Source organism: Arthrobacter sp. TJ-236, from assembly GCF_058269235.1.
In genome coordinates, this window is sequence record NZ_JBZCNI010000001.1 from 62,177 (window position 1) to 78,065 (window position 15,889).

Annotated in this window: 15 protein-coding genes; all 15 read left to right on the forward strand. The window is 70.5% G+C overall.

What is annotated here, in order from left to right; genetic code table 11:
• Nucleotides 1-1,542 carry a UDP-N-acetylmuramoyl-tripeptide--D-alanyl-D-alanine ligase gene (locus AC4D16_RS00255; protein WP_490953544.1) on the forward strand — a complete coding sequence of 514 codons (1,542 nt, stop codon included), beginning with the start codon at nt 1-3 and terminating at the stop codon, nt 1,540-1,542.
• Complete coding sequence (mraY, locus tag AC4D16_RS00260) at nt 1,539-2,639, forward strand: phospho-N-acetylmuramoyl-pentapeptide-transferase (protein ID WP_490949435.1); 1,101 nt, start codon at nt 1,539-1,541, stop codon at nt 2,637-2,639. The genes AC4D16_RS00255 and mraY overlap by 4 nt, the downstream gene beginning before the upstream one ends.
• Nucleotides 2,636-4,240: a UDP-N-acetylmuramoyl-L-alanine--D-glutamate ligase gene (gene murD, locus AC4D16_RS00265; RefSeq protein ID WP_490953545.1), complete on the forward strand. Its 1,605-nt coding sequence runs from the start codon at nt 2,636-2,638 to the stop codon at nt 4,238-4,240. The genes mraY and murD overlap by 4 nt, the downstream gene beginning before the upstream one ends.
• Complete coding sequence (gene ftsW, locus AC4D16_RS00270) at nt 4,241-5,707, forward strand: putative lipid II flippase FtsW (protein ID WP_490953546.1); 1,467 nt, start codon at nt 4,241-4,243, stop codon at nt 5,705-5,707.
• Nucleotides 5,704-6,825 carry an undecaprenyldiphospho-muramoylpentapeptide beta-N-acetylglucosaminyltransferase gene (gene murG, locus AC4D16_RS00275; RefSeq protein WP_490949432.1) on the forward strand — a complete coding sequence of 374 codons (1,122 nt, stop codon included), beginning with the start codon at nt 5,704-5,706 and terminating at the stop codon, nt 6,823-6,825. The genes ftsW and murG overlap by 4 nt, the downstream gene beginning before the upstream one ends.
• Nucleotides 6,822-8,366 (forward strand): UDP-N-acetylmuramate--L-alanine ligase, encoded by a 1,545-nt coding sequence (gene murC, locus AC4D16_RS00280; protein WP_490953547.1) that lies wholly within the window; start codon nt 6,822-6,824, stop codon nt 8,364-8,366. Before murG ends, murC begins: the two co-directional genes overlap by 4 nt.
• The gene (locus tag AC4D16_RS00285) at nt 8,363-9,196 is read left to right on the forward strand and encodes a cell division protein FtsQ/DivIB (protein WP_490953548.1); all 834 of its coding nucleotides are present in this window, start codon (nt 8,363-8,365) and stop codon (nt 9,194-9,196) included. The genes murC and AC4D16_RS00285 overlap by 4 nt, the downstream gene beginning before the upstream one ends.
• Before the next feature lie 212 nt (nt 9,197-9,408).
• Nucleotides 9,409-10,620 (forward strand): cell division protein FtsZ, encoded by a 1,212-nt coding sequence (gene ftsZ / locus AC4D16_RS00290; protein ID WP_490949429.1) that lies wholly within the window; start codon nt 9,409-9,411, stop codon nt 10,618-10,620.
• A 3-nt stretch (nt 10,621-10,623) separates the two neighbouring features.
• The gene (locus AC4D16_RS00295) at nt 10,624-11,472 is read left to right on the forward strand and encodes a purine nucleoside phosphorylase YfiH/LACC1 family protein (RefSeq protein WP_490953549.1); all 849 of its coding nucleotides are present in this window, start codon (nt 10,624-10,626) and stop codon (nt 11,470-11,472) included.
• Nucleotides 11,469-12,260 carry a YggS family pyridoxal phosphate enzyme gene (locus AC4D16_RS00300; RefSeq protein ID WP_490954636.1) on the forward strand — a complete coding sequence of 264 codons (792 nt, stop codon included), beginning with the start codon at nt 11,469-11,471 and terminating at the stop codon, nt 12,258-12,260. The genes AC4D16_RS00295 and AC4D16_RS00300 overlap by 4 nt, the downstream gene beginning before the upstream one ends.
• Before the next feature lie 86 nt (nt 12,261-12,346).
• On the forward strand, nt 12,347-12,868 hold the full coding sequence (locus AC4D16_RS00305) for a cell division protein SepF (RefSeq protein WP_490949427.1): 522 nt from the start codon (nt 12,347-12,349) through the stop codon (nt 12,866-12,868).
• Between the two features lie 61 nt (nt 12,869-12,929).
• Nucleotides 12,930-13,220, forward strand: a complete 291-nt coding sequence (locus AC4D16_RS00310; protein ID WP_490949426.1) for a YggT family protein — start codon at nt 12,930-12,932, stop codon at nt 13,218-13,220.
• A 146-nt stretch (nt 13,221-13,366) separates the two neighbouring features.
• The gene (locus AC4D16_RS00315; RefSeq protein ID WP_490953550.1) at nt 13,367-14,038 is read left to right on the forward strand and encodes a DivIVA domain-containing protein; all 672 of its coding nucleotides are present in this window, start codon (nt 13,367-13,369) and stop codon (nt 14,036-14,038) included.
• Nucleotides 14,039-14,254: 216 nt separating this feature from the next.
• Entirely contained in the window at nt 14,255-14,896 is a 642-nt protein-coding gene (gene lspA, locus AC4D16_RS00320; RefSeq protein WP_490954637.1) for a signal peptidase II, read from the forward strand.
• Complete coding sequence (locus AC4D16_RS00325) at nt 14,886-15,821, forward strand: RluA family pseudouridine synthase (RefSeq protein ID WP_490953551.1); 936 nt, start codon at nt 14,886-14,888, stop codon at nt 15,819-15,821. The genes lspA and AC4D16_RS00325 overlap by 11 nt, the downstream gene beginning before the upstream one ends.
• Nucleotides 15,822-15,889 lie beyond the last annotated feature (68 nt).

Genomic DNA, 15,889 nt, shown 5'->3' on the forward strand with positions numbered 1-15,889 from the left:
ATGATTGAATTCACCGCGCTCGAGATCGCGTCACTCACGGGTGGCGTGCTGGTGGGCCTCCCGTCCTCCGCCATCACCCCCTCCGTCACCCCCTCCGTCACCCCATCGGTCACCGTCTCGTCCGTCACCACGGACTCCCGCGAGTGCGTCGAGGGGTCCCTCTTCGTCGCCAAGCCGGGCGAACACTCCGACGGCCACCTGTTCGTCGGGGCCGCCTTCGAGCACGGCGCCGTCCTCGCCCTCGCCGAGCACGAGGTCGCCGCGGCGGACGGATCACCGTACCCGTCCGTCGTCGTGCCCGACGCCGTGCTCGCCATGGGCACGCTCGCTGCCGAGGTGGTGCGACGGCTCCGGGCACGCGGGGAGATCACCGTCATCGGGATCACCGGTTCCGCCGGGAAGACCACCACCAAGGACCTCCTCGCCGGCCTTCTGGCCGAGCAGGGCCCCACGGTGGCTCCGCGCGGGTCCTACAACGGTGAGGTCGGCGTGCCGCTCACCGTGTTCGCGGCCGATTGGGACACGCGCTACCTCGTGATCGAGATGGGTGCCACGAAGCCCGGCCACATCAGGTACCTCGCCTCGCTCGTGCAGCCCGACCTCGGTGTGGTGCTCGGCGTCGGGTCCGCCCACTCGGGCGAGTTCGGCGGCGTCGAGAACATCGCCCTGGCGAAGGGTGAACTGTTCGAGGCTCTGGGCCCGGACGGGACCGCGGTGATCAATGCCGACGACGAGCGCGTCCTCGCGATGCAGTCCCGCACGTCCGCGCGGCGCGCCTTCTTCACCTCCTCCGACGACTTCGCCGCGGACGGGCACGTGGTCCGGGCCCGGAACAGCACCACCACGCCGGAGGGCAACCCCTCCTTCACCCTGGTGTTCCCCGACGGGAGCGAGCACGACGTCGTGTCCCCGCTCCTCGGTCTGCACCACACCGTGAACCTCCTCGCCGCCGCGTCCGTCGCTTTCGAGGTCGGATGCGCTCCCGAGGCCATCGCCGCCGGCCTGCGCGAACTGGCTGCCGCGAGCCGATGGCGGATGGAGCGCACCGACCGCGCCGACGGCGTCACGGTCATCAACGACGCCTACAACGCCAACCCCGAATCGATGCGCGCGGCGCTGCGGACCCTCGCGGAGCTGGGGCGCGACCGCCGCCGCACGTGGGCGGTGCTGGGCGAGATGCTCGAGCTGGGCGACCGCTCCATCGAGGAACACGATCTCCTCGGACGCGTGGTCGTGCGGCTCAACATCTCGAAGCTGATCTGCGTCGGACCGAACACCCGTGCGCTGTTCAACGGCGCCGTGCTCGAGGGCTCCTGGGGGAGCGAAGCGGTCCACGTGGCCGACGTCGCGGAGGCCGAGGAGCTGCTCGCGGCCCAGCTCGAGCCCGGTGACCTCGTGCTGTTCAAGTCCTCCAACGGTGCCGGCCTGCGCTTCCTCGGTGACCGGATCGCCGCGGGTACCCCCGTCGCCGCTCCCACGGACGAGGACCCGGCTCCGGGAACCACGGGGACGGACCTGTCGTGGGAGGCCCGGCAGCAGTGATCGCCATCCTCATCGGGTCCGCGTCGGCTCTCGTCTTCGCCTTCGTGGGCACACCCCTCTTCATCCGGCTGCTCGTCCGCAAGAGCTACGGGCAGTTCATCCGCGACGACGGCCCCACGGCCCACCACACCAAGCGTGGCACGCCCACGATGGGCGGCGCGGTGATCGTCGGGTCGGTGCTCGCGGCCTACTTCATGACGCACCTCGTGCTCTCGGCGGCGGGCTCGCCGGTCGCCGGACCCTCCGCCTCGGGTCTGCTGCTCCTGTTCCTCGCTGCAGGGATGGGGCTCGTCGGGTTCGCCGACGACTACATCAAGATCTCCAAGCAGCGCAGTCTCGGCCTCAGCGCGCCGGCGAAGATCATCGGACAGACCGCCGTGGGGATCATCTTCGGCGTGCTCGCGCTGCGCTTCCCGAACGAGGAGGGGCGCACCCCCGCCTCGACGGCCATCTCCTTCATCCGGGACACACCGATCGATCTCGCCTTCGGCGGAACGGTCCTGGGCGCCATCCTCTTCGTCATCTGGTCCAACCTGATCATCACGGGTGCCAGCAACGGGGTGAATCTCGCCGACGGGCTCGACGGTCTCGCGGCGGGTGCCTCCGTCCTCGTGTTCGGCGCCTACATGCTGATCGGGATCTGGCAGAGCAACCAGAGCTGCGGCACGCCCGGTGCGGGAAGCGTCTGCTACGAGGTGCGCGACCCCCTGGACCTGGCGCTGATCGCCGGAGCCATGTGCGGGGCGCTCGTCGGGTTCCTCTGGTGGAACACGTCGCCGGCCAAGATCTTCATGGGTGACACAGGATCCCTGGCCATCGGCGGTGCCATCGCCGGGTTCGCCATCCTCTCCCGCACCGAGCTGCTCCTCGTGATCCTCGCCGGGCTGTTCGTCCTCATCACGCTGTCGGTGATCATCCAGGTGGGCTACTTCAAGCTGTCCGGCGGCAAGCGCGTCTTCAAGATGGCGCCCCTGCAGCACCACTTCGAGCTCAAGGGCTGGGCGGAGGTCACGGTGGTGGTCCGCTTCTGGATCCTCGCAGGTCTCTTCGTCGCTGCGGCCCTCGGGATCTTCTACGCGGAATGGGTCGTCGGATGAGCGCGGAGCAGGACACGCAGCAGGACACGCAGCAGGACACGCAGCAGGACACCGTGTGGGGGACCCCCCGGCTCGCGGGCCTCACCAGCTGGGACGCGGACTGGGCGGGCCTGCGCGTCGTCGTCGCCGGGATCGGGGCCTCCGGGTTCTCCGCGGCCGACACCCTGATCGAGCTCGGCGCCGTCGTCGTGGTGGTGGACGCCGGAGCCACGGAGGAGAACGAGGCGAAGGCCGACACCCTCCGGATCGTCGGAGCGCGGGAGGTGCTCCTGGGCGCCGATCACGCGGAGACCCTGCCCCTCGTCGACGGAGCGGCCCCCGAGCTCGTCGTGACGTCACCCGGCTGGCGGCCCACACAGCCGCTGCTCGCCGACGCGGCGCGGCGCGGCATCCCGATCTGGGGGGACGTCGAGCTCGCCTGGCGTGTCCGGATCCGCGAGGGCCGGCCGACGGCCGAGTGGCTCACCATCACGGGCACCAACGGCAAGACGACGACGGTGGGGCTCACCGAGGCGATGCTCCGCGCGGGCGGCAAGCGCGCGGTCGCCGCCGGCAACGTCGGGACGCCGATCCTCGACGTCATCAGGGACCCCGAGGGGTACGACGTCCTCGCGGTGGAACTCTCCAGTTTCCAGTTGCACTGGACCTACTCCGTGTCCCCGCTCGCGAGCGTCTGCCTGAACATCGCCGAGGACCACGTGGACTGGCACGGCAGCTACGAGGCCTACAGGGAGGCGAAGGCCTCGGTGTACGAGCGCACGCAGGTCGCCTGTATCTACAACGTGGAGCAGCGCGAGACCGAGGCCATGGTCGAAGAGGCCGACGTCGTCGAGGGCTGCAGGGCGGTCGGCTTCACCACAGGTGTCCCCGCGGTCAGCATGATGGGCGTCGTGGAGGACCTGCTCGTGGACCGCGCCTTCGTCGCGCAGCGGAAGGATTCCGCCGCGGAGCTGGCACCCATCGGTGCCCTGGGCGAGGTGGTTCCGCGTCACCTCGTCGCGAACGCCCTGGCCGCCGCTGCGCTGGTCCGGGCGGCGGGCGTGTCCCCGGCCGCGGTCCGTGACGGCATTCGTGCCTACCGACCGGGTGAGCACCGCATCCAGGTGGTCGCGAACGAGGACGGCGTGCTCTGGATCAACGATTCGAAGGCGACCAATCCGCACGCCGCGTCCGCCTCGCTCGCGTCCTTCCAGTCCGTCGTCTGGATCGCCGGAGGGTTGTCCAAGGGAGTCTCCTACGACGACCTCGTGGCCCGGCACGTCGGCCGGTTGCGCGGCGTCGTCCTCCTCGGGCAGGACGCCGCGCCGCTGCTCGGTGCCCTCGGCCGACACGCTCCGGATGTTCCGGTCTCACTCCACCCCACCGTTCACACTGGACAGGGGCACGACGGCGCCGGGTCACCCGATCCGGACACCGCCGACGCCCTGATGCAGTGGGCCGTGACCGAAGCAGCGCGTATCGCCGAGGACGGCGACACCGTGCTGATGGCGCCGGCCGCCGCGTCGATGGACCAGTTCTCCTCCTACGCGCACCGGGGTGCGGCCTTCATGGCCGCCGTCCGCGCCCGGGGCGAACGGGAGTCAACCGCGAAGGAGTCGTAGATGGTGACCACGCCGACCCGTCCCGGGGGCCGCAAGCCCTCCGTCCGGCCCGCCCGGACCACGGACACGGGCAGGCAGGCCGCCCCGAGCGATCCGCCGTCGCCGTCGGCCCGGGCGTCGTCCGGCAGGTCCACGGCGTCGGAGAAGACCGGCACCGCCACGAACGGCTCCGGTACGCCGTCTGCAGCGAAGGCTCATACGGTCAAGGCGGCCGGATCGGCGCCGGAGGCCGAGGGCTCCGAATCCCGGGGTCTGCGGGTGCGTGCGGCACGCGCATGGGTCCTCCTCGAGGGTTCCGACCGGCCCGCCACCGGATCCAGCTACTACCTGATCCTCGGGACGGCACTGGCTCTCACCGCGATCGGCCTCATGATGGTGCTGTCGGCGTCCTCCGTGGAGGCCATCTCGGCCGGTGAGAAGACCTTCGACCTCTTCCTCAAGCAGTCCGTCTGGGCCTGCGCGGGCCTCGTCCTGATGTTCGTCCTCTCACGGCTCGGTCCGCGCGCCTACAAGGCGCTGGCCTGGCCGAGCCTGCTGATCGCCATCGTGCTGCTCGTCCTCGTGCTCGCCATCGGTGAGGAGATCAACGGCAACAAGAACTGGATCCAGATCGGCAGTCAGACGTTCCAGCCGTCGGAGCCCACGAAGCTGGCCCTCGCCCTGTGGTTCGCGGCCGTGCTGGAGCGGAAGAAGGCGCTGATCCGCGACTGGAAGCACGCGTTGATCCCGGCTCTCCCGCTCGGGGGCCTGCCGATCGGGCTCGTCCTCATCGGTGGCGACCTCGGGACGGCACTGATCCTCATGATGATCGCGGGCGCCGCCCTGTTCTTCGCGGGAGCACCGCTGAAGATGTTCACCCTGGCAGGTATCGCGGCGGTGATCGGCTCGGTCCTGATGGTGGTCACCAGCGGCAACCGGAACGGGCGCATCAATGCGTGGCTCGGTCTGAACTGCGACGACGGCGCGGACCTGTGCCTGCAGTCGCAGAACGGGATCTTCGCGATGGCCTCGGGTGGCTGGTTCGGCGTGGGGATCGGGCAGAGCCGGCAGAAGTGGAACTGGATCCCGGAGGCCCACAACGACTTCATCTTCGCCATCATCGGCGAGGAGTTCGGCTTCCTCGGCACCCTCGTGGTGATCCTCCTGTTCGGTGTCCTGGCGGTCGCCACCATCCGCGTGGCCCTGCGGTACTCGGACCCGTTCGTCCGCATCCTGATGGGTTCCATCCTCGTATGGCTCATCGGTCAGGCCTTCGTCAACGTGGGCATGGTGACGGGCCTGTTGCCCGTCATCGGCGTCCCGCTCCCCTTCATCTCCTACGGCGGGTCCGCGCTGACCTTCACCCTCGGTGCGGTCGGCGTGCTGCTGTCCTTCGCGCGGAAGACACCGCACGCAGCCGTCCCGACGCCCGGGGCGGTCACCGCACTCACCTCCGCAACCTCCGGAAGAAGCACCGCACGTCCATGACACCCCCTGCACCTGGCGCCCGTATCCTCTCCGTCGTCCTCGCCGGCGGTGGCACGGCGGGTCACATCAGCCCGCTCCTCGCCATCGCAGGCGCCATCGTCGAGCAGCGGCCCGGTACCCGCATCACCGCCGTCGGCACGGAGGCGGGCATGGAGACGCGACTCGTCCCCGCGGCCGGTTTCGACCTCCGCACCATCGATCGGGTACCCATGCCGCGCCGTCCCTCCATCGACCTGGTCAAGCTGCCGGTCCGCCTCGTCCGTGCCGTGCGGCAGGCGCGGACCATCGTCGCGGACGCACACGCCGACGTCGTCGTGGGGGTCGGTGGGTACGTCTCCACACCCGTGTACCTCGCGGCGTGGTCGCGCCGCGTGCCGGTGGTCATCCACGAGGCCAACGCGCGACCCGGAATGGCCAACCGGCTGGGCGCTCGGATCGCCGCGCGGGTGGCCGTCGCCTTCGAGGGGACGAACCTCCCGGGCGCGGTGCTCGTGGGCATGCCCATGCGACGCAGCATCGCCACGCTGGACCCCGACGCCGCGCGCAGCGGCGCCCGGGCCTCCCTCGGGCTCGATCCCGACGTTCCCACGCTCGTCGTGACCGGAGGATCATCCGGAGCCGCGAGCCTCAACCGCTCGGTGGCCGCCGCCGTCCCGGCGCTCACCGCGGCGGGGGTGCAGATCCTGCACATCACCGGTCGGGGCAAGCAGGTGCGCGCGGCGGACGGCGCTCCTCTCGCCCATGCCGGATACCACCAGGTGGAGTTCGTGGACGGCATGGAGCGCGTCTACGCGGCTGCCGACCTCCTGGTGGCCCGCGCAGGTGCGGCGACCGTCAGCGAGGTGGGAGCTGTCGGTGTCCCCTCGGTGCTGGTACCGCTGCCGCACGGCAACGGTGAGCAGAGCCTGAACGCCGCCGGTCTGGTGGCGGCGGGTGGAGCGATCCTCGTCGAGGACGCGGCGTTCACCCCCTCGTGGATCACCGACACCGTGCTGCCCCTCGTGACCGACCCGGCGCGCCTCGCGTCCATGGCCGCTGCCTCCCGCGCCGAGGGAGTGCGCGACGCCGACCGCACGATGGCCCGACTTGTGCTCGCAGCCGCAGAGGAGACGTCATGACAGACGCAGCAGACAGAGCAGACGCAGCAGACGCGGCAGACAGGACACAGACGACGCAGGTGGCGCCGATCAGCGGCCTCCAGGAACCCGTGCACTTCATCGGGGTCGGTGGCGCGGGCATGTCCGCCGTCGCCCGGGTGCTCCTCGGTCAAGGTCTGCGCGTGTCCGGATCGGATGCGGCTCCCTCGAAGGGGCTGGACGCACTGAAGGCCCTGGGTGCCGCCGTCCACGTGGGTCATTCGGCAGAGGCGGTAGGTGGCTCCGGGACCGTGGTCGTCTCGTCGGCCATCAGGGACACCAATCCGGAGCTGGCGGAGGCGCGCCTCCTGGGCCTGCCCGTGCTGCACCGCTCGGAGGCCCTCGCTGCGGCGATGCGCGGTCAGCTGGGGATCGCCGTCGCGGGGACGCACGGCAAGACCACCACCACCGCCATGATCACCGTGCTGCTGCAGCAGGCGGGTCTCGACCCGTCGTTCGCGATCGGCGGGGACGTCGCGGCCCTCGGTGTCAACGCGCAATGGACCGGAGGCGACGTGTTCGTCGCCGAGGCCGATGAGTCGGACGGTTCCTTCCTCAACTACAGCCCGCGCATCGGCGTCGTGACCAATGCCGAGGCGGACCACCTGGACCACTACGGCACCGCGGACGCCGTCCACGCAGCGTTCCGCAGGTTCGCCGAGGGCCTTCCCGACGACGGACTGCTCGTCGCCTGCGCGGACGATCCCGGGTCGGCCGCGCTCGCTGCGTCCGTCCGCGAGCCGCGCCGTGTCCGCACCTACGGCTACGCGGACACCGCCGACGTGCGGATCGGCGAGACGCGCTCGCTCGGGAGCACCACCAACAGCGTGCTCTCCTTCGTGGTGGACGGCCTCGACGCCGAGCAGGAGCTGCAGCTCGGTGTGCCGGGGCGCTACAACATCCTCAACGCCGCGGCCGCCTTCACGGTGGCCCTCGAGCTCGGCGTGGACCCCGCCGTCGCGGCCGCGGGACTCGCGCTCTTCTCCGGAGCGGCGCGCCGCTTCGAGGCGCGGGGCGAGGGCGACGGCGTCCGGGTGTTCGACGACTACGCCCACCACCCGACGGAGGTGCGGGCGGCTCTCACGGCGGCGCGGACGGTGGCGGGGGAGCACGCCGTGCACGTCCTGTTCCAGCCCCACCTCTTCTCACGCACGGAGGAGTTCGCCGCAGGTTTCGCCGATGCCCTCACCGTCGCGGACACCGCGACCGTCCTGTCGGTGTATGCCGCGCGGGAGGATCCGCGCGAGGACGTCGGTGGTTGGACCATCACGGACCTCATGCAGGGCGGAGACGGCGAGTACGTGGCGGACACCGATGAGGCGTTGCTGCGGGTCACGCGCGCAGCGCGTCCGGGGGACGTCGTCCTCACGGTCGGTGCCGGCGACGTCACGGCACTCGGGCTGCCCCTCGTGCACCTCCTGCGGGAGCGCGCGGGCGGGGCGCCGGATGACGCTGTGTCGGACAATATGTCGGATCGCCCGTCGGATCGCCCGTCGGACGGCGCGGCGGGAGCGGCGGTATGAAGGCCCCGAAGAAGCCGAGGACCGTCAGGGCCTCCCGAGCGGCCGGAGGGAGCGGGGACGTCTCGCTCCTGGAGCGTCCGGAGGTACCGGGTACCGCCGCTGAGGCACGCGCGACCGTCCTCGACTTCCCTGCCCCCCGACGATCGCACCGGGTACGGAACATCCTCCTGTGGGTCACGGCGATCCTGCTCGTCCTGGCAGGTGTGACCGCCTACGCCATCTTCTCCCCGGCGCTGGCTCTCAGGACCGTCACGGTCCAGGGCAACACGCTGGTCACGGCCGCGGAGGTGGAGACTGCGCTGGAGCCGCTGGAGGGTACTCCGCTCACGCAGATCTCCGCTGACCAGGTCCGCGCGCTACTGGCGGACAAGGCGCCCGTCGAGGACGTGCGCATCGCCGCCGAACCGCCGTCCACCCTCGTGGTCACGGTGACCGAGCGCGTTCCCGTCGCCGTCCTGCAGGACGGCAGGGAGTTCCTCCTGATCGACGCCGAGGGGCGTCGCCTCGCCGGGGTGGCGCGTCGCGAGGACGCCCGGCTGCCACTCATCGCCGGGGGCACCGAGGCGGTCAACACGGCCGTGTTCTCCTCCATCACGTCGGTGCTGGCGGAGTTGCCCGTGGACATCCTGTCCAGGCTCAACAGCGCGTCCGCCTCGAGCATCGACTCCATCCAGCTCAGCCTCGCGGGGGACCAGAAGATCTTCTGGGGGAGCTCGGAGCGCAACGCGCAGAAGGCGAGGGTCCTCGACGCGATGCTGGCCATGCCCGCGTCCGATCCGCCCGTGCGGGAGTTCGACGTCAGTACCCCGGATCGCCCGGTCACCCGCTGACGAGCGCGACATGCGGGGAGCGACACGCCCGGAGGACCCGACACGGGAGGCCCGGTCATTGCAACCCGCGACGCATGCCCCTAGCGTCATGCATAGGAGTTACTTGACATAACGTTAACTCTCAACCAGAACGTTAACGTTCCTTCAGGTGAAGGTTCACGCCGATCTCGGCGGCCCCCGTACAGCACAGATTCGAACAAGGGACACAGGACGTGGCAGCACCTCAGAATTACTTGGCCGTCATCAAGGTCGTCGGCATCGGCGGTGGTGGCGTCAACGCCGTCAACCGGATGATCGAGGTCGGACTCCGTGGCGTGGAGTTCATTGCCATCAACACGGATGCGCAGGCGCTGCTCATGAGCGACGCCGACGTGAAGCTCGACGTCGGTCGCGAGCTCACCCGCGGCCTCGGCGCGGGTGCGGACCCCGAGGTGGGCCGACGTGCGGCCGAGGACCACTCGGAGGAGATCGAGGAGGTGCTGCGAGGCGCTGACATGGTCTTCGTCACCGCGGGTGAGGGTGGCGGAACCGGTACCGGTGGCGCTCCCGTCGTCGCCCGCATCGCCCGGTCCCTCGGTGCGCTGACCATCGGCGTCGTCACCCGCCCGTTCACCTTCGAGGGCCGTCGCCGCTCGAACCAGGCCGAGAGCGGCATCGACACCCTCCGCGAGGAGGTCGACACGCTCATCGTCATCCCGAACGACCGCCTGCTCTCCATCAGCGACCGCAACGTGTCGATGCTCGACGCCTTCCGCTCCGCCGACCAGGTGCTCCTCTCGGGTGTCCAGGGCATCACCGACCTGATCACCACCCCCGGCCTGATCAACCTCGACTTCGCCGACGTCAAGTCGGTCATGCAGGGTGCCGGCTCCGCGCTCATGGGCATCGGTTCGGCCCGTGGTGAGGACCGCGCCGTCAAGGCGGCGGAACTCGCCATCGCGTCGCCACTGCTCGAGGCGTCGATCGACGGCGCCCACGGCGTGCTGCTGTCCATCCAGGGCGGGTCCGACCTCGGTCTGTTCGAGATCAACGAGGCCGCGCGCCTCGTCCAGGAGGTCGCCCACCCCGAGGCGAACATCATCTTCGGTGCGGTCATCGACGACGCCCTCGGCGACGAGGCACGCGTCACCGTCATCGCCGCCGGCTTCGACCAGGTGGATGCCACGTCGCAGCCCGTGGCAGCGGCACCGGCGCAGCGTCCCGTCTCCGCACCGAGCGTCGGCGCGGGAAGCGCGCCCGACCAGCAGCGGGCCGGCGGCGCCGCAGCCAGCGCCGGGCTCGGCGCGTGGTCGCAGCAGCGCACGCAGTACACGCAGTCGGTTCCCGCCGATTCCGGATTCGACGTCGACCTCCCGGCGATCGTCGAGCCCGACCTGTCGACGGGTCGCTCCGACGACCTCGACGTGCCCGACTTCCTGAAGTAGTCGGTGCCCGCACAGGGCGGGACCTCGCGGACCTCCCCGTTCCACTGGAACGAGGAGGTCCGTCCTGGTCTGAGAGTCGCCTTCACCACCTCGGCCGCGGGTAATCTCGCCCTGCACGTGGGCCATGACGCGGACGCCGTCAGGACGAACCGCCGGAACCTCGCGGAGTCCATGCAGCTCCCCGTCGGAGCGCTCCGCTTCATGAGCCAGACGCACTCGGACCGGGTGGAGCTCGTCGGGGCCGAAGGCGCACTTCCCTCGGAGGGCGGCCCCGATGCGGACGGCATGATCTCCCCCGACGGCACCGTGCCACTCGCCGTCCTCGTGGCCGACTGCGTCCCCATCGTCATCGCGGACACGGCGGGCTCGGCGGACATGCCAAATATGGCGGACATGGCCGACGCGAGGGCCGCCTCGGACGCAGGGGAGGACGACGTGTCCCACGAGGGGTCGCACGGCGGCGGGACGGGAGCCACGGCAGTCGTCCACGCCGGCCGTGCCGGAGTGGCGAACGGCATCGTCCACCGCGCGGTCGAACTCCTCCGTCAGGGAGGTGCGACGCGCCTCACCGCGTGGATCGGGCCGTCCGTCTGCGGGCGCTGCTACGAGGTGCCCGAGGACTTGATGCTCGAGGTGTCCGCCCTCGTCCCCGAGGCGGCCTGCCGCACCCGGAGCGGCGCGCCCGCCCTCGACCTGCCCGCGGCGGTGGAGGCCCAGCTCCGGGCGGCGGGGGTGACCGTCACGCGGGTCGGTACCGCGTCGTCGTCGTGCACCGTCGAGAACCCGGACCTCTACTCCCACCGACGGGAGCCGGGCGCGGGACGGATCGCAGGACTGGTGTGGCGGACATGAGCGGCGCCGCCCCCGGTCCGGCCGACGTCGTCGGGGACGGTCCGCGTGCCCGCGAGCTCGAGCAGCGGCTCGCCGCGGTGCGGTCGAGGATCTCCTCCGCCGCCACGGCGGCAGGTCGGCCGGAGCCGGGTCTCGTCGTCGTCACGAAGTACTTCCCGGCGTCCGACGTGAGGATCCTCGCGCGGCTCGGTGTCCGGGACGTGGGGGAGAACCGCGACCAGGAGGCGTCTGCAAAGGCGGAGGAGCTGCGCGAGCTCTCGCTCCGCTGGCACTTCATCGGGCAGATGCAGACCAACAAGGCGAAATCCGTGGTGCGGTACGCCCACAGCGTCCACTCGGTGGACCGCGGGCACCTGGTCACGGCCCTGGGACGGGCCATGTCCGCAGAACAGGGCAGACGGTCGGATGCGGGGCTCGACGCCCGCCCCGAGCTCGACTGCTACCTGCAGTTCGCCCTCGACGCGGACCTCTCCTCCGACGGCGCAGGCGCCGATCCCTCCGCGCGCGGCGGTGCACACCCGAAGGAGGCCGAAGCGCTGGCGCGCGCGGTCGTCGCCGCTGAAGGGCTTCGCCTGGCCGGCGTCATGGCCGTGGCTCCGCGCGGCGCCGAACCTGCGGGCGCCTTCGAGCGACTGCTCTCGATCGCCGCCGTCGTCGGTGGTGTCGAGCCCGCGGCGACGGCCGTCTCGGCGGGCATGAGCGGCGACCTGGAGGCGGCCGTCGAGGCCGGTGCGACACACCTGAGAATCGGTTCTGATGTTCTCGGTCCGCGTCCGGCTCTGGGGTAGCGTTCGAGCTGTAACGGCGGCATGACGGGCGGTCCGCCACGGGCGCTTCGAGCCCACCGACACACTCTCAGATGACAGGAGTCACCATGGCTGGCGCACTGCGCAAGACGATGATCTACCTTGGGCTCGCCGACGGTGACGAGCACTACGAGCCCGAACCGAAAAGTGCGCGCAGCAGGAACGAGGACTACTCAGTGGATTACGACCGCGACGAACGCCACCTGGAGCCCGCACCGGCACCCACGAGGCCCGCGCCCGCCGAGGAGTACCGTGCCCCGGTGACCCCCATCAAGCGTGCGCAGTCCGTCCGCGAGGACTCGGCAGCCCTGCGCCAGATCACCACGATCCACCCGCGCTCCTACAACGACGCCAAGCTGATCGGCGAGAGCTTCCGCGACGGCATCCCGGTGATCATGAACGTCACGGACATGGGCGAGTCCGACGCCAAGCGCCTCGTCGACTTCTCGGCCGGCCTCGTCTTCGGTCTGCACGGCAGCATCGAGCGGGTGACCAATAAGGTGTTCCTGCTGTCGCCGTCGTATATTGAAGTTCTCGGCGAGGACCTGAAGGCAAGCGAAGGACAGACCAGCTTCTTCAACCAGAGCTGAGTTCGGCGGCCATCAGGGTCGCGTCCGACCCCCCGAGGCCCGAAGGACTGGAACTGCTCCCGTGAACGCGGTATTCGCCCTGATCTACCTTGTACTGATGCTGTTCCAGCTCAGCCTGATCCTGCGCATCGTCTACGACGCCGTGCAGGGTTTCGCCCGCGACTGGCGGCCGCAGAAGTCCGCCCTCGTCCTGGCAACGGGTGTCTATTCCGTGACGGATCCCCCCATCAAGACCCTGCGGCGGCTCATCCCACCGCTCCGCATCGGCGGCATCCAGCTCGACCTCGCGTTCCTCGTGCTCTTCATCGTGGTGCTGATCCTGATGGCGGTCGCCGAGGGGCTCGCCCGCTAGGCCCGAGTCCGTTTCGTGATGCACTTCCCGACCAGATACGCTGAGCCACAGTTCGACGTGGGTCACGCGATTCATGTTCCCAATTCGGTACCGCCGCCCGTCCCGTTCACCGAGCGGGCCGGCTTCTATCAGTATGAGGTGACCACATGGCTCTGACGCCAGAAGACGTTGTCAACAAGAGGTTCCAGCCCACCAAGTTCCGCGAGGGCTACGACCAGGACGAGGTGGACGACTTCCTCGACGAGATCGTCGTCGAGCTCCGCCGCCTGAACCAGGAGAACGAGGAGCTGCGCCGCACGGTCGCCGGGGGATCCTCGGACTCCTCGCCGGCTCCCTCCACCTCGCAGACCACCGCTGTCCCCGCGCCGGTCGCCGCCAGCAGCCACACCGAGGACGTCCCGTCCGAGGACCGCGCCCCCGAGGCGGAGACCGCTGTGGAGGAGCCGACGCCGGCTCCCGCACCCGTTGCCCCGGCTGCGCCCGCCGCTCCGTCCACCACCTCGGCGGAGTCCGCCGCGGGTGTCCTCGCGATGGCCCAGCGCCTGCACGACGAGTACGTCAACGCAGGTGTGGAGCAGCGCGACAAGATCATCGCCGAGGCGCAGATCGAAGCCAGCGGACTCGTCACCGAGGCGCAGGAGAAGTCGCGCAAGACCCTCGGCGACCTCGAGCAGCAGAAGTCGGTCCTCGAGCGGAAGGTGGAGCAGCTCCGCGGCTTCGAGCGCGACTACCGCAGCCGCCTCAAGGCCTACATCGAGGGCCAGCTCCGCGACCTCGATTCCCGCGGGTCCCTGGCGTCCGACACGTCGGGCTCCTAGCACTCCTCGACCCGGTTCCGGGTCCCACGACGTAGGGCCGGTTGCCGGGTGCAGGATCCCGGGGCCGGCCCTTCGTCGTCCTTCACCGCAGGACGCCCCGCAGTATTCCGCCGAGACACTGGACGAACCGTGAACGAGCAGCCGAGCGAACCCGACCGCAAGACAGCAGCCCGACGTGACGGCGAGGACACGCCCCCACCCGCGGGGACCCGGCCCATGACGGCGGCGCGCGAGCGGCGGCCGCTCCGGTACGGCGCCGTGATGCTCGGCTGCATGCTCGTGGCCTACGTGGTCGACCAGCTCACCAAGTGGTGGGTCGTGGCGACGATGACCGAGGGGCAGGTGACACCCGTCCTGCCGCCGCTGCTCAACTGGCGGTTCATCCGCAACCCGGGCGCGGCGTTCTCGATCGGTACGGATTACACCTGGGTGTTCACGATCATCATGGTCGTCGTGGTGACGGCGATCGTGCTGCAGCTCCGGAAGGTCGCCTCGTGGGGATGGGCCGTCGCCCTCGGGCTCGTGCTCGGGGGAGCGCTCGGCAACCTCACGGACCGCCTCTTCCGCCAGCCGTCCTTCGGGCAGGGCCACGTGGTCGACTTCATCGCCCTGCCCAACTTCGCGATCTTCAACATCGCCGACTCCGCCGTCGTCAGCGGTGTGGTGCTCATCTGCCTCCTCACGCTCCGCGGCATCGGGATGGACGGCACGCGGGTCTCCGACGAGGAGGCCGCGCCGGTGGCTCCCGCGGGCGGGCACGACGTCGGAGCGCCGGTCGAGGACGCGGAGCTCGATCGCGGGGTCGACCCCGAGCCCGAGTCCGGGCCGAAACCCGAGCGGAGCCCCGATGGGCGCTGACGCACAGCAGGTCGTCGTCGGGCAGGAGGACGACGGCAAGCGGGTGGACGCGGCGCTGTCACAGGCGCTGCAGGTATCGCGTTCCGCCGTCGCGCAGTGGTGCGCGGACGGCCGGATCACGCGCGGCGGCGAACGGCTCGCGAAGTCGGACCGTGTGCGCGACGGCGAGTCGATCGCCGTCGACCTGCCCGATCCCGAGGACGCGCACCGCGTGATCCCCGAGGCGGTCGACGGCATGGGCATCCTGTTCGACGACGACGACATCGTGGTGGTCGACAAACCCGTGGGCGTCGCCGCACATCCGTCGCCGGGATGGGTGGGGCCGACCGTCGTGGGCGCCCTCGCCGCCGCGGGCTACCGCATCTCCACCTCGGGTGCCCCCGAGCGCGTGGGGATCGTGCACCGGCTCGATGTCGGGACCTCCGGCGCCATGGTGGTCGCCAGGACCGAGGACGCCTACACGGTGCTCAAGCGCGCGTTCAAGGAGCGCACCGTGACCAAGGTCTACCACGCCGTCGTCCAGGGACTGCCCGAGCCGCTGAAGGGCACCATCGATGCCCCGATAGGGCGGCACCCGCACCACGAGTGGCGGTTCGCCGTCATGGAGGGCGGGCGTGATTCGGTGACGCACTACGAGGTGCTCGAGGCCTTCGGGCGCGCGAGCCTCGTGGAGGTGCACCTCGAGACGGGGCGCACGCACCAGATCCGCGTGCACTTCTCGGCGCTGCGCCACCCCTGCGCGGGCGACCTCACGTACGGGGCGGACCCGCGGCTGGCCGCCGAACTCGGTCTCACACGGCAGTGGCTGCACGCCCACCGCCTGGGTTTCGCACACCCCCGGACGGGCGAGCCCCTCGAGGTGTCGAGTCCCTATCCCGTGGACCTCGCGTACGCGCTGATGGCCCTTTCGGACGGCCTGGTATGACACGCCGGGGCGACCTCGCACGATGCTCCCAAGCACGCAGGACGGGGTAGGGGAGCACTAGGATCGTG